This is a genomic window from Variovorax soli NBRC 106424 (genome assembly GCF_001591385.1).
GTDB classification, from domain to species: domain Bacteria; phylum Pseudomonadota; class Gammaproteobacteria; order Burkholderiales; family Burkholderiaceae_C; genus Variovorax; species Variovorax soli.
The window spans coordinates 1-20,699 of the sequence record NZ_BCUU01000002.1 but is presented as its reverse complement, the minus strand read 5'-3'; the positions used below and the strand labels follow the sequence as shown (position 1 = coordinate 20,699).

Annotated in this window: 22 protein-coding genes; 3 read left to right on the top strand and 19 right to left on the bottom strand. The window is 68.6% G+C overall.

What is annotated here, in order from left to right; all coding sequences use genetic code 11:
• Nucleotides 1-82: 82 nt before the first annotated feature.
• The 19 genes from VSO01S_RS00810 to VSO01S_RS00725 all read right to left on the bottom strand — a co-directional run bounded on the left by VSO01S_RS00810 (nucleotide 83) and on the right by VSO01S_RS00725 (nucleotide 17,077).
• On the bottom strand, nucleotides 83-706 hold the full coding sequence (locus VSO01S_RS00810; RefSeq protein ID WP_068639904.1) for a phosphoribosyltransferase: 624 nt from the start codon (nucleotides 704-706) through the stop codon (nucleotides 83-85).
• A 49-nt stretch (nucleotides 707-755) separates the two neighbouring features.
• The gene (locus tag VSO01S_RS00805; protein WP_068639903.1) at nucleotides 756-2,885 is read right to left on the bottom strand and encodes a TonB-dependent receptor family protein; all 2,130 of its coding nucleotides are present in this window, start codon (nucleotides 2,883-2,885) and stop codon (nucleotides 756-758) included.
• Nucleotides 2,886-3,275: 390 nt separating this feature from the next.
• Entirely contained in the window at nucleotides 3,276-4,523 is a 1,248-nt protein-coding gene (gene ccmI / locus VSO01S_RS00800) for a c-type cytochrome biogenesis protein CcmI (protein ID WP_084241604.1), read from the bottom strand.
• A gap of 2 nt (nucleotides 4,524-4,525) precedes the next feature.
• Nucleotides 4,526-4,990: a cytochrome c-type biogenesis protein gene (locus VSO01S_RS00795; RefSeq protein ID WP_068639901.1), complete on the bottom strand. Its 465-nt coding sequence runs from the start codon at nucleotides 4,988-4,990 to the stop codon at nucleotides 4,526-4,528.
• On the bottom strand, nucleotides 4,977-5,522 hold the full coding sequence (locus VSO01S_RS00790) for a DsbE family thiol:disulfide interchange protein (RefSeq protein WP_068639900.1): 546 nt from the start codon (nucleotides 5,520-5,522) through the stop codon (nucleotides 4,977-4,979). The genes VSO01S_RS00795 and VSO01S_RS00790 overlap by 14 nt, the downstream gene beginning before the upstream one ends.
• Nucleotides 5,519-7,513, bottom strand: a complete 1,995-nt coding sequence (locus tag VSO01S_RS00785; RefSeq protein WP_068639899.1) for a heme lyase CcmF/NrfE family subunit — start codon at nucleotides 7,511-7,513, stop codon at nucleotides 5,519-5,521. The genes VSO01S_RS00790 and VSO01S_RS00785 overlap by 4 nt, the downstream gene beginning before the upstream one ends.
• Nucleotides 7,510-7,971, bottom strand: coding sequence for a cytochrome c maturation protein CcmE (ccmE, locus tag VSO01S_RS00780; protein ID WP_068639898.1), 462 nt, complete (start codon nucleotides 7,969-7,971; stop codon nucleotides 7,510-7,512). The genes VSO01S_RS00785 and ccmE overlap by 4 nt, the downstream gene beginning before the upstream one ends.
• On the bottom strand, nucleotides 7,968-8,108 hold the full coding sequence (gene ccmD / locus VSO01S_RS26960; RefSeq protein WP_153305085.1) for a heme exporter protein CcmD: 141 nt from the start codon (nucleotides 8,106-8,108) through the stop codon (nucleotides 7,968-7,970). The genes ccmE and ccmD overlap by 4 nt, the downstream gene beginning before the upstream one ends.
• Nucleotides 8,105-8,887, bottom strand: a complete 783-nt coding sequence (gene ccmC, locus VSO01S_RS00775; protein WP_068639897.1) for a heme ABC transporter permease CcmC — start codon at nucleotides 8,885-8,887, stop codon at nucleotides 8,105-8,107. Before ccmC ends, ccmD begins: the two co-directional genes overlap by 4 nt.
• Before the next feature lie 7 nt (nucleotides 8,888-8,894).
• Nucleotides 8,895-9,563 carry a heme exporter protein CcmB gene (gene ccmB / locus VSO01S_RS00770; RefSeq protein ID WP_068639896.1) on the bottom strand — a complete coding sequence of 223 codons (669 nt, stop codon included), beginning with the start codon at nucleotides 9,561-9,563 and terminating at the stop codon, nucleotides 8,895-8,897.
• A gap of 5 nt (nucleotides 9,564-9,568) precedes the next feature.
• Nucleotides 9,569-10,216: a cytochrome c biogenesis heme-transporting ATPase CcmA gene (ccmA, locus tag VSO01S_RS00765; protein ID WP_068639895.1), complete on the bottom strand. Its 648-nt coding sequence runs from the start codon at nucleotides 10,214-10,216 to the stop codon at nucleotides 9,569-9,571.
• 3 nt (nucleotides 10,217-10,219) lie between these two features.
• Nucleotides 10,220-10,807 carry a cytochrome c3 family protein gene (locus VSO01S_RS00760; RefSeq protein ID WP_068639894.1) on the bottom strand — a complete coding sequence of 196 codons (588 nt, stop codon included), beginning with the start codon at nucleotides 10,805-10,807 and terminating at the stop codon, nucleotides 10,220-10,222.
• Nucleotides 10,808-10,820: 13 nt separating this feature from the next.
• Nucleotides 10,821-11,333, bottom strand: a complete 513-nt coding sequence (locus VSO01S_RS00755; RefSeq protein ID WP_068639893.1) for a nitrate reductase cytochrome c-type subunit — start codon at nucleotides 11,331-11,333, stop codon at nucleotides 10,821-10,823.
• A 20-nt stretch (nucleotides 11,334-11,353) separates the two neighbouring features.
• Nucleotides 11,354-13,846, bottom strand: coding sequence for a periplasmic nitrate reductase subunit alpha (gene napA, locus VSO01S_RS00750; RefSeq protein WP_068639892.1), 2,493 nt, complete (start codon nucleotides 13,844-13,846; stop codon nucleotides 11,354-11,356).
• Nucleotides 13,821-14,156 (bottom strand): chaperone NapD, encoded by a 336-nt coding sequence (locus VSO01S_RS00745; RefSeq protein WP_068639891.1) that lies wholly within the window; start codon nucleotides 14,154-14,156, stop codon nucleotides 13,821-13,823. Before VSO01S_RS00745 ends, napA begins: the two co-directional genes overlap by 26 nt.
• Before the next feature lie 92 nt (nucleotides 14,157-14,248).
• Nucleotides 14,249-14,422, bottom strand: coding sequence for a periplasmic nitrate reductase, NapE protein (gene napE, locus VSO01S_RS00740; RefSeq protein ID WP_068639890.1), 174 nt, complete (start codon nucleotides 14,420-14,422; stop codon nucleotides 14,249-14,251).
• A gap of 231 nt (nucleotides 14,423-14,653) precedes the next feature.
• Nucleotides 14,654-15,217: a BPSL1445 family SYLF domain-containing lipoprotein gene (locus VSO01S_RS00735; RefSeq protein ID WP_068640008.1), complete on the bottom strand. Its 564-nt coding sequence runs from the start codon at nucleotides 15,215-15,217 to the stop codon at nucleotides 14,654-14,656.
• Between the two features lie 89 nt (nucleotides 15,218-15,306).
• The gene (locus VSO01S_RS00730; protein WP_068639889.1) at nucleotides 15,307-16,617 is read right to left on the bottom strand and encodes an MFS transporter; all 1,311 of its coding nucleotides are present in this window, start codon (nucleotides 16,615-16,617) and stop codon (nucleotides 15,307-15,309) included.
• Between the two features lie 4 nt (nucleotides 16,618-16,621).
• Complete coding sequence (locus VSO01S_RS00725) at nucleotides 16,622-17,077, bottom strand: MarR family winged helix-turn-helix transcriptional regulator (RefSeq protein ID WP_068639888.1); 456 nt, start codon at nucleotides 17,075-17,077, stop codon at nucleotides 16,622-16,624.
• A gap of 167 nt (nucleotides 17,078-17,244) precedes the next feature.
• Here VSO01S_RS00725 and VSO01S_RS00720 point away from each other — a divergent pair, with 167 nt between their 5' ends.
• The 3 genes from VSO01S_RS00720 to VSO01S_RS00710 are packed head-to-tail and all read left to right on the top strand — an operon-like array spanning nucleotide 17,245 to nucleotide 20,540.
• The gene (locus tag VSO01S_RS00720; protein ID WP_068639887.1) at nucleotides 17,245-18,246 is read left to right on the top strand and encodes a TauD/TfdA dioxygenase family protein; all 1,002 of its coding nucleotides are present in this window, start codon (nucleotides 17,245-17,247) and stop codon (nucleotides 18,244-18,246) included.
• A 26-nt stretch (nucleotides 18,247-18,272) separates the two neighbouring features.
• Nucleotides 18,273-19,610, top strand: coding sequence for an ABC transporter substrate-binding protein (locus VSO01S_RS00715; protein ID WP_068639886.1), 1,338 nt, complete (start codon nucleotides 18,273-18,275; stop codon nucleotides 19,608-19,610).
• Nucleotides 19,611-19,625: 15 nt separating this feature from the next.
• Nucleotides 19,626-20,540, top strand: a complete 915-nt coding sequence (locus VSO01S_RS00710; RefSeq protein ID WP_068639885.1) for a carbohydrate ABC transporter permease — start codon at nucleotides 19,626-19,628, stop codon at nucleotides 20,538-20,540.
• The last annotated feature ends 159 nt before the right edge of the window (nucleotides 20,541-20,699 follow it).

The window sequence follows — 20,699 nt, the reverse complement described above, 5'->3', positions numbered from 1 at the left end:
TTTCCTGCAGACCCGCTTCTCAAAGGCGCCCTGCGGGGCGCCTTTTTCATTGTGGTTCCCCGCAAACGGCGAAGGGGACGCTTCAGCGGCCGAGCAGCCGCCTCACTTCCTCATCCCCGGTCTGGTCGAAGTCCCGATACCAAAGGCCCACCGCATGGAACGATTCGGGCACCAGCGGACATATCACCTCGTCGGCCAACGCACCAACCGACGCCAGCGCCTCGCGTGATGCCACCGGCACCGCCACCCCGATGCGCGACGGCGCCTGCATGCGCACCGCCTGCACCGCAGCAGACATGGTGGCACCCGTGGCCAGGCCATCGTCCACCAGCAGCACGGGGCGCCCCTGCAAGGACGGCGCCGGGCGGTTGCCGCGGTAGCTGTGCTCGCGCCGCTGCAGTTCCGCCTGCTCGCGCTGCACGATCTCCTCGAGTACCGACGGCGTGACGGGCCAGTCGCCCGGCTCGGCGCGCACCCGCACGCCGCCGCTGGCGATGGCCCCCATGGCGTATTCCTCCTGGCCCGGATGGCCCAGCTTGCGAACCACCAGCACGTCCAGTGGTGCGCCCAGAAACCGGGCCACCTCCGCCGCCACCGGCACGCCCCCGCGCGGCAGTGCCAGCACGATCAGGTCCTGCCGGCCGCGCCATGCCGACAGCGCCTGTGCCAGGCGCTGGCCTGCCTGCTGCCGGTTGTCGTATCGCATGTGAAGCTGGCTCCGCCGGCGCGGCAGCAGGAAGCGGGCCGCGCCGGAATCAGAAACGATACGCCGCGCCCAGCCCTGCTGTCCAGTTGCGGCCAGGCGCCGGCTCGATATAGCGGCCGTTGCCCTCGTTCACGATGACCGAGCCGATGTACTGCTTGTCGAACAGGTTGTCGATGCGGGCAAAAGCGTTGAATTCCCAGCGCTCCCACTTGAGCAAATAGCCGGCGTACAGCGCCGCGACCGCGTAGCCGGGCGCGCTGACGGTGTTCATGTCGTTGGCCTGGATGCGGGCCACGGCCCGCGTCTCGACACCGGCGCGCCAGCCCTCCGGCGGCACATAGCCGAATGATGCGAAGAAGGCCTGCGGCGCCACGCCGGGTATCTCGTTGCCGGCCGGCACGGTGTTGGCGCCGGTGCAGGGCAGCGGCGCGCAGAACGCGTCGCTGTAGCGCGCACGCAGCCAGGTGTAGGCCAGCTGGGTGCGCCAGTGGCCCGCGGTTTCCTGCTGCCAGGCCAGCTCGAAGCCGTCGCGCTTGGTGCTGGGTGCGTTGCGGAACGTGGAGCGTCCGCCCATGCTGGTGTTGGTGACGATCTCGTCGCTGGTGCGCGTGTGGAACACCGCGGCCGTGAGCAGGCCGCCGGCCAGCCTGGCCTTGGCACCGAACTCCACGCTGTCGTTCACCGAAGGCTGCAGCGCAAAGTTCAGGCCGCTGCCGCCGCCCGGGCGATACGACAGCTCGTTCAGGGTCGGCGTCTCGTAGCCGCGGCCCCAGGTGCCGTAGAAGGACAGATCCCGCGTGGGCGAATAGCGCAAGGCGACCACCGGCAGGGCGCGGCTGTAGTCCGCGGCCCCACTGTCGTCGCCGTTGCCGGGGCGGATGTACTGGTCGCGCGAATCGAAGTCCACCGTGCTGTAGCGAAGGCCGGCCTCCAGGCTCCACTGGTCGGCGATCTGCCACTGGCCCTGCACGTACGGATCGAGGTTGTGCACCTTGTTGATTTCGTCGCGCCGCAGGTTCCCCCGCACGCCGAGGGTCGGGTTGGCCACGGTGCCGGTGTAGTTCTCGTAGCCGCGGCGATGCTCGTCCAGCGTGTCGTAGGCCAGGCCCGTGGACAGCTCGAAGGGTCGGCCGGCCAGCAGGCCGCGCGTGGTCCAGCGCGCGTCGAGGCCGGCGTAGTCGCGGTGCAGGTCGATCACGCCGCCGGCGCTCGACGGCGGCACTTGCACCGCGGGTGGAATCGCCTGGTACTGCACGGTGCTGCGCTCGCCGTCGTACACCAAGAGGCGCAGGTCGTTGCTGGCGTCCAGGCGCTTCTCGTAGATGAGCCCGGCCTGCATCTGGTCGACCGACTTGCGCGTGTTGAACTGCGTGGCAATGGGGGCGCTGCGCGGGTCCTGCGCGTACTGCGCGGGCGTCAGGCCCAGCGGGTCGTCGGCGCGGATGCGCACGCCGTTCATCACCACCGTGAGCTTGCTGTCGTCGCCCAGCGCAATGCCCAGCTTGCCGTTCACGATGTTGCGCTGCGCCGCGCTGTGTTCGCGATAACCGTCGGTTTCAAAATGGCTGCCGCTGAGAAGGTAGTCCACCGATCCGCTCGCGCCGCTCACCTGCGCGCTTTCGCGCCAGGTGCCGTAGCTGCCTGCGGCAATGCCGAAGCCCAGGCGCGGCGGGCCTTCGCCATCCTGCGTGAAGACCTGGATCACGCCGCCCGACGAATTGCCGTACAGCGCAGAGAAAGGCCCGCGCAGCACCTCCACCCGGTCGGTGGAGCCGATGTCGATGTTGGAAGTCTGCCCCTGCCCGTCAGGCATCGTTGCCGGCACGCCGTCCACGTAGATGCGCACGCCGCGCACGCCGAAGGTGGAGCGCGCGCCGAAGCCGCGGATGGACAGCTGCAGGTCCTGCGCGTAGTTCTGCCGGTTCTGGATCTGCAGGCCCGGCACGCTGCCCATGGCCTCGGACAGGTTGACTGCGAGGTTCGAGTTGCGCAGCTGATCGCCGTACACCACGTCGACCGATGCGGGCACCGCCAGCGGAGGCGCCGCGCCTCGCGGCAGTGTCACGGTCAGGGGAGGCAGGCTCGGGGTGGGGGCTTCATCGCCGGTGTCCTGCGCCACCGCGGCGGGCGACGCGGTCAGACAGGGCAGACAGACCAGGAATGCGAGCTGGGACTTCATTGGCGGCGATTCTGGCGCGCGGCGTCATGGCCGTGCCTCGCCGCAAACCCTAGTGCGCCGCGCCGCGCGTTCCTTGGACGGTGCCCGCAGTCACGCGGGGCGAGCACCGAAGGGCCGTACCTGTGCGGGGTCTGGCGGCAGGAATGGAACCGGAATGGGGATGGGGTCGTGGTCCGGTCGCGGAATGGGGATGGGCATGGCGCACTCCTTGTTTCTTGTGCTTGTCGAGTGCCACTGTGCGCGCCTGCCGGTGTGACCGCAGTCGTCCACTGCGCCGTATGGCATTGCACCGGAGGCCCGCACGGATGCCGGAGTGCGCCGACGGCCAATGCCGATGGATGGCGGGCCCGATGTCCTACAGCCATCGGCTTCGCATCTGGGAGGCGGGCGTCACTGCTTCGATTCGTGCGGCGGCACGAGCGAATCGATCGAGATGTCGATCGAACTGGCGCCCACGTGAACAGGGCCGGCCTTCCCGATCAGGTCACCCGGCTGGGAGACGGCGTTGCCGCTGGCGGAGACGCGAGCCTCAAGCGTCACGCTTTGCTGGCTCGACAGGCGGTGCCCGGCGCTCATGGCCAGGCTGTCGTCCAATGTGAAGGCCAAGGGCAGGTCGCGCACCTGGCGGCGCAGCACCGCCAGCGGCATGCGCGAGCCGTCGACGGGGCGCGCGTAGATGAAGACGGTTTCGTCCGGCGCCGGCTTTCGGGGCGCCTTTCCCGACATCACGACACGCCCCGATACGCTCGCGCCGGTGGCGGCCTTCGCTGACAGCGGTGTCTCGCCGCGGGCTTCGGCCAGGTTTGCCGCGATGCGCGCCGCGGTCTGCGACTGCGGCGGCAGCAGGCGATAGAGATGCTCCCAGTGCGCCACGGCCTGCGCCTTGTCGCCCCGCTCCATGGCGACGCTGGCCGCCAGCGCCAGGGCCTTGGGCTGCTCGGGGTCGAGCGCCAGCGCGCGCTCGATCTGCGCCTGCGCGGGGCCCTGCAGGCTGCCGCCGTTGACGCTGGCCAGCACATCGGCATAGTCGGCGCGCAGCGCGGCCTCGTCGGGCACCAGCTCCACCGCCTTGGCATAGGCCGCGGCCGCATCGGCAGGCCGCTCCATCGCCGCGTAGGAGCGGCCGAGCATGTACCAGCCCTCGGCATCGTCGGGCTGCATGCGCAGGCGCTGCGCGAGCTGGTTGACCAGGCCCTCCACCTGGGCGTTGCTCAACTCGTGCCCCATGCCATCCTGGGCCATGGGCCCCACGTCGCCAGAACGCCAGAGGGCCACGGGGTTGCCCAACTGCAGGTACAAGAGGATGGCCGCGCTCGGTATGGCGGCCAGCAGGAGCGAGGCCAGTGCGGGAGATCGCCCCGCGCCCGCGTCCTGCTGCGGTGCATTGGCATCGCCTGAGGGCGAAGCGGCACCATCATCCAGCAGGCGGCGGCCCAGTTCATCCTGCGCGGCATGGCGCAGGCTCGCGTCGAGTGTCCCGCGGCGCAGGTCGCCGTCCAGCTCATGCAGCTGGTCACGATAGACCTCGCCGGGCGGCACGGCATCGGCATCGCGCACCGGCGGCGCGGCGCGCAACAAGGGCTGCAACAGCACCGCCATGCACAACACCACCAACAAGGCAGCGACCAGCCAGAACATCGTCACGGCGCCGGCTCCTTGCCCTCGGCCTGGAGCATCGCCTCCAGCCGCAGGCGTTCGTCAGCCTGCAGGCCGGGCTCCGGCGCGCGGGCATGGCGGCGGCGCATGCCCATCAGCACGCCGACCACAATGACCAGCAGCAGCGCGGGGCCGAACCAGAGCAGCCATGTCAGCGGCTTGAGCGGCGGCTTGTACAGCACGAAGTCGCCGTAGCGCTGCGCGATCCAGTCCTTCACCGCCTGCTCGTCGGCGCCGCCGGCCAGTTGCTGGCGAATCTGGCGGCGCAGGTCGACCGCGAGTTCGGCATTGGAGTCGGCCAGCGTCTGGTTCTGGCACACGACGCAGCGCAACTGCTGCGACAAGGCATGCGCGCGCGCATCGAGTTCCGCATCGCTGGCCGGCGCCGCAGCGGCAAACGAAGCGGCCCACAGCAGCAGTGCGGCCGAAACAAGCCTAGTGCCGCGCATCGACCCGCTCCATTTCCAGTTGGCGCATGAGCGGCAGCACGCGCTTCTCGAGCGCCTCGGCCGTCAACGGGCCAGCCTGCCGAAAGCGCACGATGCCTTCGCCGTCGATCACGAAGGTCTCGGGCACGCCGTACACGCCGAAGTCGATGCCGGTGCGCCCGTCCGGGTCGACCAGCGTCGCGCTGTACGGATTGCCCAGGCGCTGCAGCCAGGCACGCGCGGCCTCGGGCTTGTCCTTGTAGTTGAGCCCCACGACCGGCACCCTGGTCTGCCTGGCAAGGTCCATGATCAGCGGATGCTCGAGCTGGCAGGGGCCGCACCATGAAGCCCAGACGTTGAGCAGCCAGACCTTGCCGCGCAAGTCGCTCGCGCGCACCGTCCGGCCGTCGGCTTCGAGCACAGGCAACTCGAAGGCCGGCGCAGGTTTGCCGACAAGGGCGGAGGGCAGCTCGCGCGGGTCGCGCCGCAGCCCCGCCATCAGCGCCAGACCGATGGCGATGAAAACGGCAAACGGCAGCAGGAAGCGCGTCATGCCCGCAGCTCCTCCTGCGCCACGCCGGCCGAAGGAAGGCGCGCCGCCTTCGACCCGGCAGCGCGGCGGCGAAGGCGATAGCGCCGGTCGCTGGCCGCGAGCAAACCGCCCAGCGCCATCAGGATGCAGCCGGCCCAGATCCAGTCGACAAAGGGCTTGACGTGAAGGCGCAGCGCCCAGCGGTCTTCGCCCAGCGATTCGCCGAGCGCCACGTACAGGTCGCGCGTGAAGCCGCTGTCGATCGCCGCCTCGGTGGTCGGCATCTGCTGGCTGCGGTACATGCGCCGCTCCGGATGCAGCGTGGCCAGCGGGCGCCCGTCACGGCTGGCAACGAGCGTGCCGCGCAGGGCGTCGTAGTTGGGCCCGCCTTCGGACACCACGCCTTCGAAGCGGAAGTCGTAGCCGCCGACTTCCACGCTCTGGCCGGGCTTCATCGGAAGCTCGCGCATGGATTCCTGGCTGCCCGAGAGCGTCGCCCCGGCAATGAACACACCCACGCCGATGTGGGCCCCCAGCATGCCCAGGTACGAAGCGGGCAACTGGCGCAGGGCTTTCCAACGATCGGGCGCATGGCGCAACTGGACGGCCAGGCTGGCGCCCGCGCTGGCCACGCACCAGAAGGACAGCACCAGCCCCAGGCCGACGAGTGCCGACGGATGCCGCAGCACGGCCAGCAGCGCCAGGCCCAGCGCCAGGCTGCCGGCCAGGGACCAGCGCAGCCGTTGCGCGAGCTCGGGCAACGGCTGGTCGCGCCAGCGGGCCAGCGGCGCGGCGCCCATGAGGAAGACGGCAGGCGCCATCAGCGGCACGAAGACCTGTTCGAAATAGGCCGGCCCCACGGAGATCTTTCCGAGCTCCAGCACGTCGACCAGGAGCGGATACAGCGTGCCCAGCAGCACGGTGGCGACCGCCACCGCCAGCAGAACGTTGTTGGCCAGCAGGAAAGTCTCGCGCGAGACGGCGGCAAAGCCGACGCGCCGCGCGAGCTGCGGCGCTCGCACGGCGAACAGCAGCAGGGCCCCGCCGGTCGTCAGCGCCAGCAGCACCAGGATGAAGGTGCCGCGCAGCGGATCGACCGCGAAGGCATGCACCGAGGTCAGCACGCCAGAGCGCACGAGGAAAGTGCCCAGCAGGCTCAGCGAGAAGGTGAACAGCGCCAGCAGCACCGTCCACGCGCGAAAGGCGCCGCGCTTTTCCGTCACGGCCAGCGAATGCATGAGCGCGGTGCCCGCCAGCCAGGGCATGAAGGAGGCGTTCTCCACCGGGTCCCAGAACCACCAGCCGCCCCAGCCCAGCTCGTAGTAGGCCCAGGCGCTGCCTAGCATGATGCCCAGCGTGAGGAAGCACCAGGCGGCAATAGTCCAGGGCCGCGACCAGCGGGCCCATGCTGCATCGAGCCGGCCCGCCAGCAGGGCCGCCACCGCGAAGGAAAAGCTCACCGAGAAGCCCACGTAGCCCATGTAGAGCATGGGTGGGTGAAACACCATGCCAGGGTCCTGGAGCAGCGGATTGAGGTCGCGCCCTTCCATGGCCGGCGGCAGCAGCCGGGTGAAGGGGTTCGACGCAAACAACAGGAAGGCGAGGAAGCCCACGCTGACGATGCCCATGACCGCCAGCACCCGGGCCACCTCCACGCTCGGCAGTTGCCGGCTGAACACCGACACGGCCGCCGACCAAAGCGCCAGCATCAGCGTCCACAGGAGCATCGAACCCTCGTGCGATCCCCACACCGCAGCCATCCGATAAGGCAGCGGCAGGGCGCTGTTGGAATTGGTGGCGACGTAGCGCACGCTGAAGTCGTTATCGACAAAGCACCACGTCAGTGCCGCAAAGGCCAGAAGCACCAGCACGCATTGCAGCCGCGCGGCGGGCTTGGCAACGGCCATCCAGCGCGGCCGGCCTGCCGCGGCGCCCGCCAGCGGCAGCACGGCCTGCACGGCCGCAACCAGCAAGGCGAGGATCAGGCTGAAGTGGCCCAATTCGGCGTTCATCGCGGATCGGCCCCCGCGCCCATCTGCCGGCGCACCTGCTCGGCCTTGTGCAGCGCATCGGCCGCCTCGGGCGGCATGTAGTTCTCGTCGTGCTTGGCCAGTACCTCGGTGGCGACGAAGGTGCCGTCCTCCTGCAGCTTGCCTCGGGCCACCACGCCCTTGCCTTCGCGGAACAGGTCGGGCAGCAGGCCGCGATAGACCACCGGGACAGTGCGCGCCGAATCGGTGACCACGAAGCGGATCGTCATGCCGTCGCCCTCGCGGCGCACCGAGTTGGGCTCCACCAGGCCGCCCAGGCGGAAGCTGCGCGCCACGGGCGCTTCCCTGGCCGCGACCTGGCTCGGGCTGAAGAAGAACACTAGGTTGGAGTTGAAGGCGTTCAGCACCAGCGCCACGGCTGCGCCGCCGCATAGCAGCGCAGCCAGCAGGATGGCAAGACGGCGTTGGCGGCGGGTCATGGGTGCGACTCCCGCGCCTTGCGCGCACGGCGGCGAAGCAGCACCAGCTCCGCACCGATCAACGCGATGGCCGAGGCGAAGGCCGCAGCCACGAAGCTCGCATGGCCGCCGGCGAAGATGTCGGACAGCAGCTTCATGCGCGGCCCTCCACGACTGCGCCGGCCAGGCCGCGCTCGCGCAGGATGCAGCGCACCCGCACCAAGGCCACGGCAATGGCATACATCCAGCAGGCCAGCGCCATCAGCAGCATGCCGGCCAGCATCGTATGGGCCATCGACGGCGCCGCCGTGAGGCTCACCGACGCGCCCTGGTGCAGCGTGTTCCACCAGCGCACCGAGAAATAGATGACCGGCAGGTTCACCGTGCCCACCAGCGCCAGCACGGCGCAGGCGCGCTCGGCCCGCCGCGGCTCGTCGATGGCCGACTCCAGCGCGATGAAGCCCAGGTACAGGAAAAGCAGCAGCAGCTCGGAGGTCAGGCGCGCATCCCACACCCACCAGGTACCCCAGGTCGGCTCCCCCCAAAGGGCGCCGCTGACGAGCGCTATGGCAGTGAACATCGCGCCGGTGGGTGCCAGCGCCGAAGCCATCATGGACGACAGCCGCGTGCGCAGCACCAGCGCCAGCGCGCAGTACATCGCCATCACCAGGTAGATGAACATCGACATCCAGGCGGCGGGCACATGGATGAAGATGATGCGGTAGACCTCGCCCTGCTGGGCATCGGCGGGCGCCACGAAGAACCCGACCCAGAGGCCCGCGAGTGCGAAAAGCGCCGCGGCCGCGAAGAACCACGGCGCCATGCGGCCTGCCAGCGGATAGAAGCGCACCGGCGACGCATAGGCCAGCCAGCGCGACGCTTGGCGCCGCGCCGGCGCCGCGGCCAGCGTGTGTGGCGGTGGAAAGGCTCGGCTCATTCTTGGATCATTCCATCGCGATTCGGAGGCTGGCCGCGGTGGCCAGCGGGCAGAGAAAAAGCGCCAGCGCCAGGCAGGCACCCAGCAGCGACAGTTGCGGCAGCACGCTCATGCCCGCATCCGCCGCGGCCGCGGCGCCGACGCCGAAGATCAGCACCGGCGTGCACAAGGGCAGCACCAGGATGCACAGCAGCACGGCACCGCCGCGCACCCCCAGCGTCAGCGCCGCGCCCACCGCCCCGACCAGGCTGAGCACCGGCGTGCCGATGAGCAGCGACACGGCCAGCAGCAGCGCCGGCGCCGCCGGCAGGCTGTACTGCTGGGCCAGCAGCGGCGTGAGCAGCAGCAGGGGCAGGCCGCTCGTGAGCCAGTGCGCGCAGGTCTTGGCCAGCGCGAGCAGCGCCAGCGGGTGCGGCGAGAGCAGCAGTTGCTCCAGGCTGCCGTCCGCATGCTCCTGCACGAACAGGCGCGACAGCGACAGCATCGATGCGAGCAGCGCCGCCACCCACAGGATGCCGGGCGCCAGGGTGCGCAGTTGCTGCGGCTCGGGGCCGAGGGCCAAGGGAAACAGGCTGCAGACAATGATGAAGAACAGCAGACTCGACAGGGCACTGCCGCGGCGCCGCCAGGCCAAGGACAGGTCGTGCAGCACGATGGCGAGGAAGGCGCGGGCCATGCTTGTCACCCCTGCAGCTGCAGTGTCTGCGAAGCACCCGGCAGCAGCTCGTGCGTGGCCACCACCGCCATGCCGCCTTGGCGCAGATGGTCGGCCAGCTGCGCGAAGAAGCGCTCGCCCGAGGCGGCATCGAGCGAGCTCACCGGCTCGTCCAGCAGCCACAGCGTGCGGCGCAGGAGCGCGAGCCGCGCCAGAGCCACGCGGCGCCGCTGGCCTTGCGAAAGCGTGCGCACCGGCGCCCGGGACGCTGGGTCCAGTCCCATTGCGCGCAAGGCATCGGTCACGCGCGCCGGCGAATCGTCGACCCCGGCCATCCTCGCGGCAAAGCGCAGGTTTTCCGCTGCGCTGAGATCGGCGTCGATGCCATTGGCGTGGCCCAGGTAGGCCACGGCCTGGAGAAACTCCGGCTCGCCGCTGCGCACCGGCTCGCCGCCCCAGCACAGCTCACCCTCATCCGCAGGGAGCAGCCCGCCCAGCACGCGCAACAGGCTGGTCTTGCCGCTGCCGTTGGCGCCCAGCACCTGGAGCAACTGCCCCGCATGCAGCTCGAATCCGACGCCTTCGAACACGCGCCGACCGCCGCGCGAAAAGCTCAACCCCTGGGCACGAAGTGCCGTGTCTGCGGTTGCTGCGCCAGCACTGGCAGGACCCACGCGCTACTGCTCCTTTGCCTTGGCCACGTCGGGCAGGTGGTGGGCGATGCCCTTGTGGCAGTCGATGCAGGTCTTTTCCTTGTTGGCCAGGTAGGTCGAGTGCATCTCGGCCGCGCGCGGGCTTTGCCGGGTGAAGTCCATGGAGCCGTAGTCGTGGCAGTTGCGGCACTCGAGCGAATCGTTGGCCTTGAAGCGCGCCCACTCGTGCTGCGCCAGCTCCAGCCGCTTGTCGAGGAACTTCTCGCGCGTGCTGATGGTGCCGAAGATCTTGCCCCACACCTCCTTCGACGCCTGCATCTTGCGGGCGATCTTGGTGGTCCAGTTGTGCGGAACGTGGCAATCGGAACACTTGGCGCGCACGCCGCTGCGGTTGGTGAAGTGGATGGTGGTCTGCAGCTCCTGGTAGACGTTGTCCCGCATCTCGTGGCAGCCGGTGCAGAAGGTTTCGGTGTTGGTCAGCTCCAGCGCGGTGTTGAAGGCGCCCCAGAACACCACGCCGGCGACGAAGCCGCCCAGCGTCAGGAAGCCCAGGCTGTAGTAGGCACTGGGTCGGGTGATGGTCTTCCAGTAGCGCTTGATGAGGTCGAACATGGCGCCTGTCTGCCTACTTGGACGAACCCATGACGCCGGGCTTGCGCTGCAGCAACTGCTCCACGTCCACGAAGTTGTTGCCCACCAGCGGCTTGGCGTCGGCTTGCGGCACGTGGCACTGCGTGCAGAAATAGCGGCGCGGCGACACATCGGCCAGCACGTTGTTGTCGCGGTCCATGTAGTGTGTGATGCTCACCGGGACGGACTTGGCCGCCTCGGCCGCGGTGCGCGCGTGGCAGAACATGCAGCGGTTGAATTCCTTGTCGACCTGGTAGTTGTCGATGGCATGCGGAATGGTCGGCGGCTGCATCGCGTAGTTGCGCGTGCGGCGCACGTCCTTGTTCTCCGTCGCGTAGAGGATGGGCGGGCTGCTTTCCTTGTCGACCGGCGTTGCACCGCGCATCGAGTCGACCACCGGCGCCGGCGGCGCGCCCTTGGATTGCGCCTGGGCGGCGACACCGGCCAAACCGGCCAGCAGCAGGAAGGCGGCCAGGCGCACCGAGTGCCAAAGTGAGTGCATGAACATGGGCTTTCCTCCTGTCATGTTCAGACCTTCACGATCTTGACCGCGCACTTCTTGAAGTCGGTCTGCAGCGAGATCGGGCAGGTGGCGTCCAGCGTGACCTTGTTGATCAGCTGGCTGGCATCGAACCAGGGCACGAAGACCAGGCCACGCGGCGGCGTGTCGCGCCCGCGCGTCTCGACGCGGGTGCGCATCTTGCCGCGCCGCGACACCACCTCCACCTCCACGCCGCGCCGCACGCCCAGCGCCTTCGCATCTTCCGGGTGCATGAAGCAGACCGCATTGGGGAAGGCCCGGTACAGCTCCGGCACGCGACGCGTCATGGAGCCCGAGTGCCAGTGCTCCAGCACGCGGCCGGTGGCCAGCCACATCGGGTATTCCTTGTCGGGCGACTCGGCCGGCGGCTCGTAGGGCAGCGCGAAGATCACCGCCTTGCCGTCCGGGTTTCCGTAGAACTGGTAGCCCGTGCCGGCCTTCACGTAGGGATCGGTGCCCTCCTTGTAGCGCCAGCGCGTTTCCTTTCCGTCCACCACCGGCCAGCGCAGGCCGCGCACCTCGTGGTACGTGTCGAAGGGCGCCAGGTCATGCCCGTGGCCGCGGCCGAAGCTCGCGTATTCCTCGAACAGGCCCTTCTGGATGTAGAAGCCGAAGGCCTTGGCCTCGGCGTTGGCGTAGTCCCTGTCGACCTCGGCGCTGGAGAACTTGTCCACATTGCCGTTCTTGTAGAGCACCTCGAAGAGCGACTTGCCGCGCAGTTCGGGCTTCTTGGCGATCAGCTCGGCCGGCCACACGTCCTCCACCTTGAAGCGCTTGGAGAACTCCACCAGCTGCCACAGGTCCGATTTCGCCTCCCCGGGGGCATCGACCAGCTGGTGCCAGAACTGCGTGCGGCGCTCGGCGTTGCCGTAGGCGCCTTCCTTTTCCACCCACATGGCGGTGGGCAGGATCAGGTCGGCCGACAGCGCCGTGACAGTGGGGTACACGTCCGACACCACCACGAAGTTGTCCGGGTTGCGGTACCCCGGGTAGCCCTCTTCCATGAGGTTGGCCGCTGCCTGCATGTTGTTGTTGCACTGCACCCAGTAGGCATTGAGCTTGCCGTCCTTGAGCATGCGGTTCTGCAGCACCGCGTGGAAGCCCGGCTTGTCGGGGATGGTGCCCGCGGGCAGCTTCCAGATCTCCTCGGCCTTTTCCCGGTGCTTGGGGTTGGCCACCAGCATGTCGGCCGGCAGCCGATGCGAGAAGGTGCCCACCTCACGCGCGGTGCCGCAGGCCGAGGGTTGGCCGGTGAGCGACATGGGGCTGTTCCCCGGCGTGGCGATCTTTCCCGTGAGCAGGTGCAGGTTGTAGACCATGTTGTTGGCCCACGTGCCCCGCGTGTGCTGGTTGAAACCCATGGTCCACAGCGACATCACCTTGATGTTCGGGTCCGCGTACAGCTCGGCCAGCTTGATCAGCTTGTCCTTGGGGACGCCCGAGAGCTTGCTCACCGAGTCGACGTCGTACTTGGCCACGAAGGCCGCGAACTCCTCGTAGGTGATGGGCTTGGCCGCGCCGGGGTCGGCCGCGTTCTTGGCCGCCTTCTGCAGCGGGTGGTCCGGGCGCAGGCCGTATCCGATGTCGGTCACGCCCTCCTTGAACACCGTGTGCTTGTTGACGAAGTCGCGGTTGACCTTGTTGTTCTTGATGATGTGGTTGGCGATGAAATTCAGGATCGCCAGGTCGGTCTGCGGCTTGAAGATGACCGGCACATCCGCCAGGTCGAAGCTGCGATGCCCGAAGGTGGACAGCACCGCCACCTTCGTCTTCGGATAGCTCAGCCGCCGGTCGGTGATGCGCGTCCACAGGATGGGATGCATCTCCGCCATGTTCGAGCCCCACAGCACGAAGGCGTCGGCATGCTCGAAGTCGTCGTAGCAGCCCATCGGCTCGTCCATGCCGAAAGTGCGCATGAAACCGGCCACCGCCGAGGCCATGCAATGGCGTGCGTTGGGGTCGATGTTGTTGCTGCGAAAGCCCGCCTTCATGAGCTTGACGGCCGCATAGCCTTCCCACACCGTCCACTGGCCCGAGCCGAACATGCCCACCGAGGTGGGCCCCTTGTCCTTCAGCGCCTTCTTGAACTGCTGCTCCATGACGTCGAAGGCCTGGTCCCAGCTCACCGGGGCGAACTCGCCGTCCTTGTCGTACTTGCCGTTCTTCATGCGCAGCAGCGGCTGCGTGAGCCGGTCCTTGCCGTACATGATCTTGGAGAGGAAGTAGCCCTTGACGCAGTTCAGGCCGCGGTTCACCTCGGCCTGCGGGTCGCCCTGGGTGGCCACCACCTTGTTGTCCTTGACGGCCACCGTCACGCCGCAGCCGGTGCCGCAGAAGCGGCACGGCGCCTTCGACCACTTCAGGCGCGTCATGTCGCTGTCGGTGACGAAATTGGCCGCCTCCGCCGGCAGCGTGATGCCGGCCACCGATGCGGTGGCGGCCATGGCGGTCCGCTTAATGAAGTCCCGGCGTGTGCTCATCGTCCAATTCCTCCTGCATCGATGCCATGTCCTCGCAATGCTGGTAGACCAGCGTGGCCGCCAGAACGCCCTGCAGCCTTTGCATGTGCTCGAGGTGGGCCGAGATGGCCCGCGAACTGGGCGCCTCCAGCGTCACCACCAGCTTGCCGGCCGCATTGGTGGCATGCACCTCGGCGCCGGCCATCAACTCGATGGACTGGCGGACCCGGTCGGTCATGTCGGGATTGGCGTGGACGACGACACCGGCGATGTGCCATTCGTCGGGCGACCCCGGCGGCGGGTCGTGTTCGCAAACGCTCGTGTCAAGCATGGCCGTTCCCCCTCGCGCCGGCAGCGCATGGTTTGGTTGCATCGAATTCCCGCACTCCGTTGCACGGGAAAGGGTTGGCTTCTCTTCGGCTTCTAGTGAGATGGCGGGCCACTCACCAGTTGAGTCATCCAGACGACGAATCCGTAGCCGCCCACGAACATGACTGTGAGCACCGGCACCATGACGGCGGTGAGAAAGAGAAAGCTTCGCCACTCCTCCTTCTTGCGCTGAGGATCTGGGGCGAGGCTCCGTTGTTGCTCTTGCATCGTGGGCTTTCAGAGGTGGAGTCAGTAGCACTCGGAAAACTTGGCAAATTAAAGTCAACTACGTTCGGAGTGTCAACGCTCAAACGAGGTAGGGCTGATCCAGATCAAGAAAGAAAAAAACCCGTCTGCCGCAACAAGCGGCAAACGGGCCTTGATCGCTGGCCTGCGCGAGGAGCACCCAGCGTAATTCGAGAGGCGTGCCGAATGGCACGCGCGGTCAGGCCGGCAAGCTCAGAGGTCGAGCTTGTTGACCTTGGTGCCGTCGATGCTCAGGTTGGCCATCAGCCCGGCGTTGCTCAGCGCATAGCCCAGCACCGGCTGGCGCGCGGTCTGCGTGTCGAGCGCGGCCGAGGCGCCCGTCTTGAGCATGGTCACCGAAGCGTCGGCGCCGGCCGTCCAGCCCTTGCTGGCGCGGAACTTGTCGAGTGCGTCCTGCGTCATGAAGAGCACATACACCGCCTTGGAATCGGCGCCGGCCAGCAGGCCGACCGATGCGGCCGTGGTGCTGTAGTAGCCGTCGGTCTTGGTGCCGGTGCGCAGGGCGCCCTGGCCGTACGAACCACCGATGCCCAGGCCGGCAGACACCACCGACGGGAACACCAGCACGCCCTTGGCCTTGCCCACCAGTTCCCGAGAGCCTGGTACCTGCGCATAGAGCTTCGTCATGGCGCTGTCCACCTGCGCATCGATGCTGCTGCGCCGCGACGCCGGATCGCCGCTGCTGCCCGAGGTGGTGGTACATGCTGCTGCGAACACCGCCAGGAGACCGGTTGCCAGAAAGGTACGCTTGTTCAAGGATTGCTCCCAGTAGTTGTTGGGCAGACCATTGTGCACACGCACCCCGGACAGCTCAAGCCACCTTCGAAAATGCGGCGGTGCGGCATTCAGCGGGCCGCACCACCCTGTTCAGCGGGCACTGCCGCAGAAACGGCGTTGGCACACGCCACCGGCTGCACGCTGCAGCGAAGCCGCCGCCCCTCGCGCAGCAGCCGCAGGCCGCGGTGCCGGACCAGGTAGCGCAGGCCGATGGCCGCCGACCCGAGTCCTGCTGCCGCCGCGACGCCCAGCGCCCAGCGCGGCCCGAAGGTGTCGGCCACCCAGCCCACCACCGGCGCGCCCAGCGGCGTGCTGCCCAGCAGGATGGCCAGCAGGATGGCAACCACGCGGCCGCGCAGCGCCGGGTCGGTGGACAGCTGCACCAGGCTGTTGGTGGACGTGGTGAGCGTCTGCGCCGCCACGCCGATGGCGACCAGCGTCATGCCGAAGCCGATCACGTTGGGCATCAGGGCCGCGGCCAGGCATCCCAGGCCGAACACCACCGAGCCGACCATCAGCACGCCGAATCGCGGCTGTGCCCGGCGCGCCGCCATGAGCGCCCCGGTGACCGAGCCGATCGCCATCACCGAAGACAGCAGGCCGTACTGGCCCGGCCCGCCATGGAAGGCGCTCACCGACATGGTGGAGATGAAGATCGGGAAGTTCAGGCCGAAGGTGGACACCAGGAACAGCATGGCCAGCAAGGCGCGCAGGTCGGGCCGCGCCCAGACGTAGCGAAAGCCTTCCATCAGGCTGCCCCGGCGTTCCGCCGCCGTGCCGCCGCGCGCGAACAGCTCGCCCTGGCGCAGGCAGGCCAGCGCCGCCAGCACCGCCAGGAAGGACAGCGCGTTCAGCAGGAAGGCCTCTCCCGGACCTGTTCCCGCGATGACCAGCCCCGCCACAGCCGGGCCCACCATGCGCGCGGCATTGAAGGAGGTGGAGTTGAGCGCGACCGCATTCGAAAGATCGGCCTCGGACACCAGTTCGGCCACGAAGGTCTGGCGCGCCGGCGCGTCGAAGGCCGCCACGCAGCCCAGCAGCAGCGCGAACACATAGACATGCCACAGCTGCGCGGCACCGCTCAGGGTGAGCACCCCCAGCCCGAGCGCCAGCAGCCCCATGGCGGCCTGCGTGGCCATGAGCAGCTTGCGGCGGTTCAACCGGTCGGCCGCCAGGCCGGTGAAGGGCAGCAACGCCAATTGCGGGCCGAACTGCAGCGCCATCACGATGCCCACCGCCGTGGCGTTGTGGTCCGTCAGGTGCGTGAGCACCAGCCAGTCCTGCGCGGTGCGCTGCATCCAGGTGCCCACGTTGGACACCAGCGCGCCAGCCGCCCACAGCCGGTAGTTGCGCACGCGAAGCGATCTGAAGGTGCTCATCGCGTCAGTCCAGCAGGCGCTGCAGCAGCCGCACCGCCGTTGCCAGCTGCTTCTGTTCGGACGCCGAGTAGCGCGACTCGATGGTGTGCTGCAGCCAGTCCTCGCGGGCCGCGCGCACCTGCCGGAACACCTTGCGCGCCAGCGGCGTGAGCGACAGCAGCGTGCGGCGGCCGTCGGCCGGATCGGGCGCGCCCTTGACGTAGCCCGCTTCGATGAGCGAGGCCACCGTGGCCCCCATCGACTGCGGGCGCACGCCTTCGGCCGCGGCCAGCTCGGTGACGCTGGCGGCTTCCTGCCGCTCCAGCCGCAGCAGCACGGAGCGCTGCGACTCCGTCCAGTCGGCGGCGGAAGCCTGCTGCCGCAGGCGGCGGCGCAGCTGGGCGGCCAGCATGCGCAGCTCCACGGCCAGCGCATGGGCGTTGTCGGCTTCGGGGCGGGTGGGTTGGACAGCAGTCGTCATGATAGGAAGGATGACTGTGAAGTTTACCTTCCTATTTGATCCTTTGCCGGCGCTCGGGTATTGGGCACAAGCTCAGAACCAAAACATCGATGGCGCCCTTGGATGATTCCGTAGTTTGCAAATCGAAAACCGTTCGTTCCCTCCGGGCGTTCTCTTTTCTAGAGTGCATGGCTTCAACTCGCCTGGAGCACACCTTGACCACCGCACAACCGAGCACCGCGCACGCCGACGCGGCCTTCGACACCTCCTTCAAGAACCTGCGCGTGCGCCGCCTGGCCGGCCGCATCGGCGCCGAGATCCATGACCTGAAGCTGTCGGGCTCGCTGGACGAGGCCACCTTCTCCGAGCTGTACGCGGCGCTGCTCAAGCACAAGGTGGTGTTCCTGCGCGGCCAGGGCCACCTGGACGATGCCGAGCACCAGGCCTTCGGTGCGCGCTTCGGCAAGACGGTGGCGCACCCCACGGTGCCGGCGCGCGAAGGCACGCGCATCTTCGAGCTGGACGCCTCCAAGGGGGGCGGCCGCGCCGACTCGTGGCACACCGACGTGACCTTCATCGACGCCTTTCCCAAGGTGTCGATCCTGCGCGGCGTGACCATTCCGGCCTACGGCGGCGACACCGTGTGGGCCAGCACCGTGGCGGCCTACGAAGGCCTGCCCGAGGACCTCAAGCGCCTGGCCGAAGGCCTGTGGGCCGTCCACAGCAACGACTACGACTACGCGGCGCAGCGCACCGACATCGATCCCACGCGCCTGGCGCATCACCAAAAGGTGTTCGTCTCCTCCGTGTTCGAGGCCGAGCACCCGGTGGTCCACGTGCACCCCGAGACCGGCGAGCGCGCACTGCTGCTGGGCCATTTCATCAAGCGCATCTCTGGCCTCACGACGGCGGAGTCGGCGCGCATCTTCGAGATCCTGCAGAACCGCGTGATCCGGCTGGAAAACACGGTGCGCTGGAACTGGCGCCAGGACGACGTGGCCATCTGGGACAACCGCGCCACGCAGCACTACGCCATCAACGACTACGGCGACCAGCCGCGCGTGGTGCGCCGCGTCACGGTGGAGGGCGAAGCCGCCGTCTCGGTGGATGGCCGCAGGAGCCGCACCCGCACCCGGCCGGAAGCGGTGAACGACGAGCAGATCCGCCAGGTGATCGCGCAGAGCGCCTGAATCAAGAAGAGGAAGAGCCGACTGCCATGACGACGCAACGCCGCCAGGTCCTCGCCGCCGGTGCCGCCCTGGGCGCCGGCGCCCTGCTGCCCGCTTCGCGCGCCCTCGCCCAGGGCGGCGCGAAGAAGTACGCCGGGGTCACGCTCAACGTGTCGACCTTCAGCGCCGCATATCCAAAATTCCTGCAGCAGGCGCTGCCGGAATTCGAGGCGCTCACCGGCGCCAAGGTGAACTTCGACGCGCCCTCCTTCCCGGTCTACAACCAGCGCGTGGACCTGGAGCTGTCGACCCGGGGCACGGCCTACGACGTGGTGAACGTCACCTTCATCTATTCCAGCCGCTGGATCAACTCGGGCTGGCTCACGCCGCTGGACGACTACATCCGCAACCCCAACCTCACGCCGGCCGACTTCGACCTGAACGACTTCCTGCCCGGCGCCCGCGCACCCGAGACCGGGCGCGACGGCAAGCTCTATGGCGTGCCGTGGACGGCCGAGGCGCTGCTCACCGCCTCGTCGCGCTTCGACCTGGTGCAGGCGGCGGGGCTGGAATTTCCGGACAGCACCGACGATCTCGTGAAGGTGCTGCGCGCGGTGAACAAGAAGGAGCGCGTGGCCGGCTTCGTGGCCGACAACCACTACGGCTGGACCTTCGTGCCCTACCTGCACGCCTTCGGCGGCGACGTGTTCCGCAAGGCCCCCGACGACCTCTTCCCCACGCTGGACACGCCCGAGGCGATTGCCGCCGCCGACTACTACGCCAACCTGCTGCGAGAGTTCGGCCCCGACGGCGCGGTGACCTACACGCCCGACCAGGTCATCACCTCGCTCAAACAGGGCCGCGTGAACTTCACCGACCAGGGGCAGCTGTACCTGGCGCAACTGGGCGATGCGGCCACCAGCAAGACCCTCAAGACGGTGAAGTTCGGCCTGGTGCCCAAGGGGCCGGCGGGGCGCTTTCCCGGCACTGCCGTGCACGGCCTGGGCATTCCGGCCGGCTCCAGGAACAAGGAAGCAGCCTGGGCCTTCATCGCCTGGGCGCTGTCCAAGCAGACCACGCGCAAGGCGGTGCAGGCCGGCTACGGCTCGCCGGCACGCCGCTCGGACCTGGAGGCGCCCGAGTTCCGCGCGCGCCAGACCATCAACGGCACCGACCTGGCCAAGCTGGCGCAGGACTCCATCGAGCTCGCCTCGAAGACCGGGCACATGAAGTACCGCACCGTCTCGGTCTATCCGCAGGTAGATCAGCAGCTCAACAAGGCGATCGAGCTGGTGGCGACCAGGCAGCTGTCGGCCAGGCAGGCCATGCAGCAGGCGCAGGCGCAGTCCATTGCCGAGCTGAAACGCTCAGGGCTCAGCCTGTAGCGAGGGGGCGCGGCGATGTCCCTGCATGCTGCTGCGGCCACCAGCTGGCAGGCCGAGCGCCGGCGCGCCTTTCTCTTCGGCCTGGCGCCATCGCTCGTGGTGCTGCTGGCCATCACGCTGGTGCCCGCCGTGGCGCTGCTGGTGGCCAGCCTCACGCCGCTGAGCCTGACCGATCCGGTGGCCACCTTCCGCTTCGACGACCCGCTGGTGAACTACCGGCACCTGCTGGAAGACACGCGCTTTCTCGGCTCGGTGGTCACGCAGCTCAAGCTCTCGGTGTCCAGCGTGGCGCTGCAGGTGGGCGTGGGCCTGGGCATCGCCCTGCTCCTGCACGGGCCTTCGCGCATCCTGGCGGCCACGCGCGCAGCCTTCCTCATTCCGATGGTGCTGCCGCCCATTGTGGTGGCGCTGATCTGGAAGATCCTCTACACGCCCGACATCAGCCCGCTGCACCGCGCGGCCGAGGCGCTGGGCCTGCCCTTCTCCTCGCTCATCGCCAACCCCGGCACCGCCTTGTGGGCCATCAGCGTGGCCGACACCTGGCAGTGGTTTCCCTTCACCATGCTGATGGTGCTGGCGCAGCTGCAGATGGTGCCGCAAGGCCCTGTCGAGGCCGCGCGCCTGGACGGCGCCAACCGCTGGCAGGTGTTCCGCTTCATCGTGCTGCCGCACCTGCGGCCGGTGCTGGTGGTGTGCGCGCTCTTTCGCCTCATCGACAGCTTCAAGGCCTTTCCGCTGATCTACGTGCTGACCAACGGCGGGCCCGGCACGGTGACCGAGGTCACCAACTACTACGGCTTCGTGCAGGCCTTCAACTTCTCCTTCTGGGGCTACGCCAGCGCCATCGCCATGGTGATCCTGGCGGGCGTGTTCGCGCTGGCCGCCCTGGTGAGCCGACTGGGATGGAACCCTCACCATGAACACCGCTAACCCCCGCTTCGACGACCTGGAGCGCGCGCAGGCGCTGGCCTGGAGTCCGCTCACCACACCGGCTGCCACGGCCGGTGCGGGCATCGACCCGCAGCCCTGGCGCTGGCCGTCGCTGGCGCCTTCCGTGGCCGTTGCGGGCGCTGCGACTGCCGCTGCCGG

Bases quoted from the DNA above. Each gene is read 5' to 3' on its own strand.
- VSO01S_RS00760 (WP_068639894.1), bottom strand. From the start codon at position 10,807: ATGTTCGACCTCATCAAGCGCTACTGGAAGACCATCACCCGACCCAGT.
- ccmI (WP_084241604.1), bottom strand. From the start codon at position 4,523: ATGTTCTGGCTGGTCGCTGCCTTGTTGGTGGTGTTGTGCATGGCGGTG.
- VSO01S_RS00810 (WP_068639904.1), bottom strand. From the start codon at position 706: ATGCGATACGACAACCGGCAGCAGGCAGGCCAGCGCCTGGCACAGGCG.
- VSO01S_RS00795 (WP_068639901.1), bottom strand. From the start codon at position 4,990: ATGCGCGGCACTAGGCTTGTTTCGGCCGCACTGCTGCTGTGGGCCGCT.
- VSO01S_RS00790 (WP_068639900.1), bottom strand. From the start codon at position 5,522: ATGACGCGCTTCCTGCTGCCGTTTGCCGTTTTCATCGCCATCGGTCTG.
- VSO01S_RS00710 (WP_068639885.1), top strand. From the start codon at position 19,626: ATGTCCCTGCATGCTGCTGCGGCCACCAGCTGGCAGGCCGAGCGCCGG.
- VSO01S_RS00785 (WP_068639899.1), bottom strand. From the start codon at position 7,513: ATGAACGCCGAATTGGGCCACTTCAGCCTGATCCTCGCCTTGCTGGTT.
- VSO01S_RS00745 (WP_068639891.1), bottom strand. From the start codon at position 14,156: ATGCTTGACACGAGCGTTTGCGAACACGACCCGCCGCCGGGGTCGCCC.
- ccmE (WP_068639898.1), bottom strand. From the start codon at position 7,971: ATGACCCGCCGCCAACGCCGTCTTGCCATCCTGCTGGCTGCGCTGCTA.
- VSO01S_RS00720 (WP_068639887.1), top strand. From the start codon at position 17,245: ATGGCTTCAACTCGCCTGGAGCACACCTTGACCACCGCACAACCGAGC.
- ccmD (WP_153305085.1), bottom strand. From the start codon at position 8,108: ATGAAGCTGCTGTCCGACATCTTCGCCGGCGGCCATGCGAGCTTCGTG.
- ccmB (WP_068639896.1), bottom strand. From the start codon at position 9,563: ATGGCCCGCGCCTTCCTCGCCATCGTGCTGCACGACCTGTCCTTGGCC.
- ccmC (WP_068639897.1), bottom strand. From the start codon at position 8,887: ATGAGCCGAGCCTTTCCACCGCCACACACGCTGGCCGCGGCGCCGGCG.
- napA (WP_068639892.1), bottom strand. From the start codon at position 13,846: ATGAGCACACGCCGGGACTTCATTAAGCGGACCGCCATGGCCGCCACC.
- VSO01S_RS00715 (WP_068639886.1), top strand. From the start codon at position 18,273: ATGACGACGCAACGCCGCCAGGTCCTCGCCGCCGGTGCCGCCCTGGGC.
- VSO01S_RS00730 (WP_068639889.1), bottom strand. From the start codon at position 16,617: ATGAGCACCTTCAGATCGCTTCGCGTGCGCAACTACCGGCTGTGGGCG.
- VSO01S_RS00755 (WP_068639893.1), bottom strand. From the start codon at position 11,333: ATGTTCATGCACTCACTTTGGCACTCGGTGCGCCTGGCCGCCTTCCTG.
- VSO01S_RS00805 (WP_068639903.1), bottom strand. From the start codon at position 2,885: ATGAAGTCCCAGCTCGCATTCCTGGTCTGTCTGCCCTGTCTGACCGCG.
- VSO01S_RS00725 (WP_068639888.1), bottom strand. From the start codon at position 17,077: ATGACGACTGCTGTCCAACCCACCCGCCCCGAAGCCGACAACGCCCAT.
- napE (WP_068639890.1), bottom strand. From the start codon at position 14,422: ATGCAAGAGCAACAACGGAGCCTCGCCCCAGATCCTCAGCGCAAGAAG.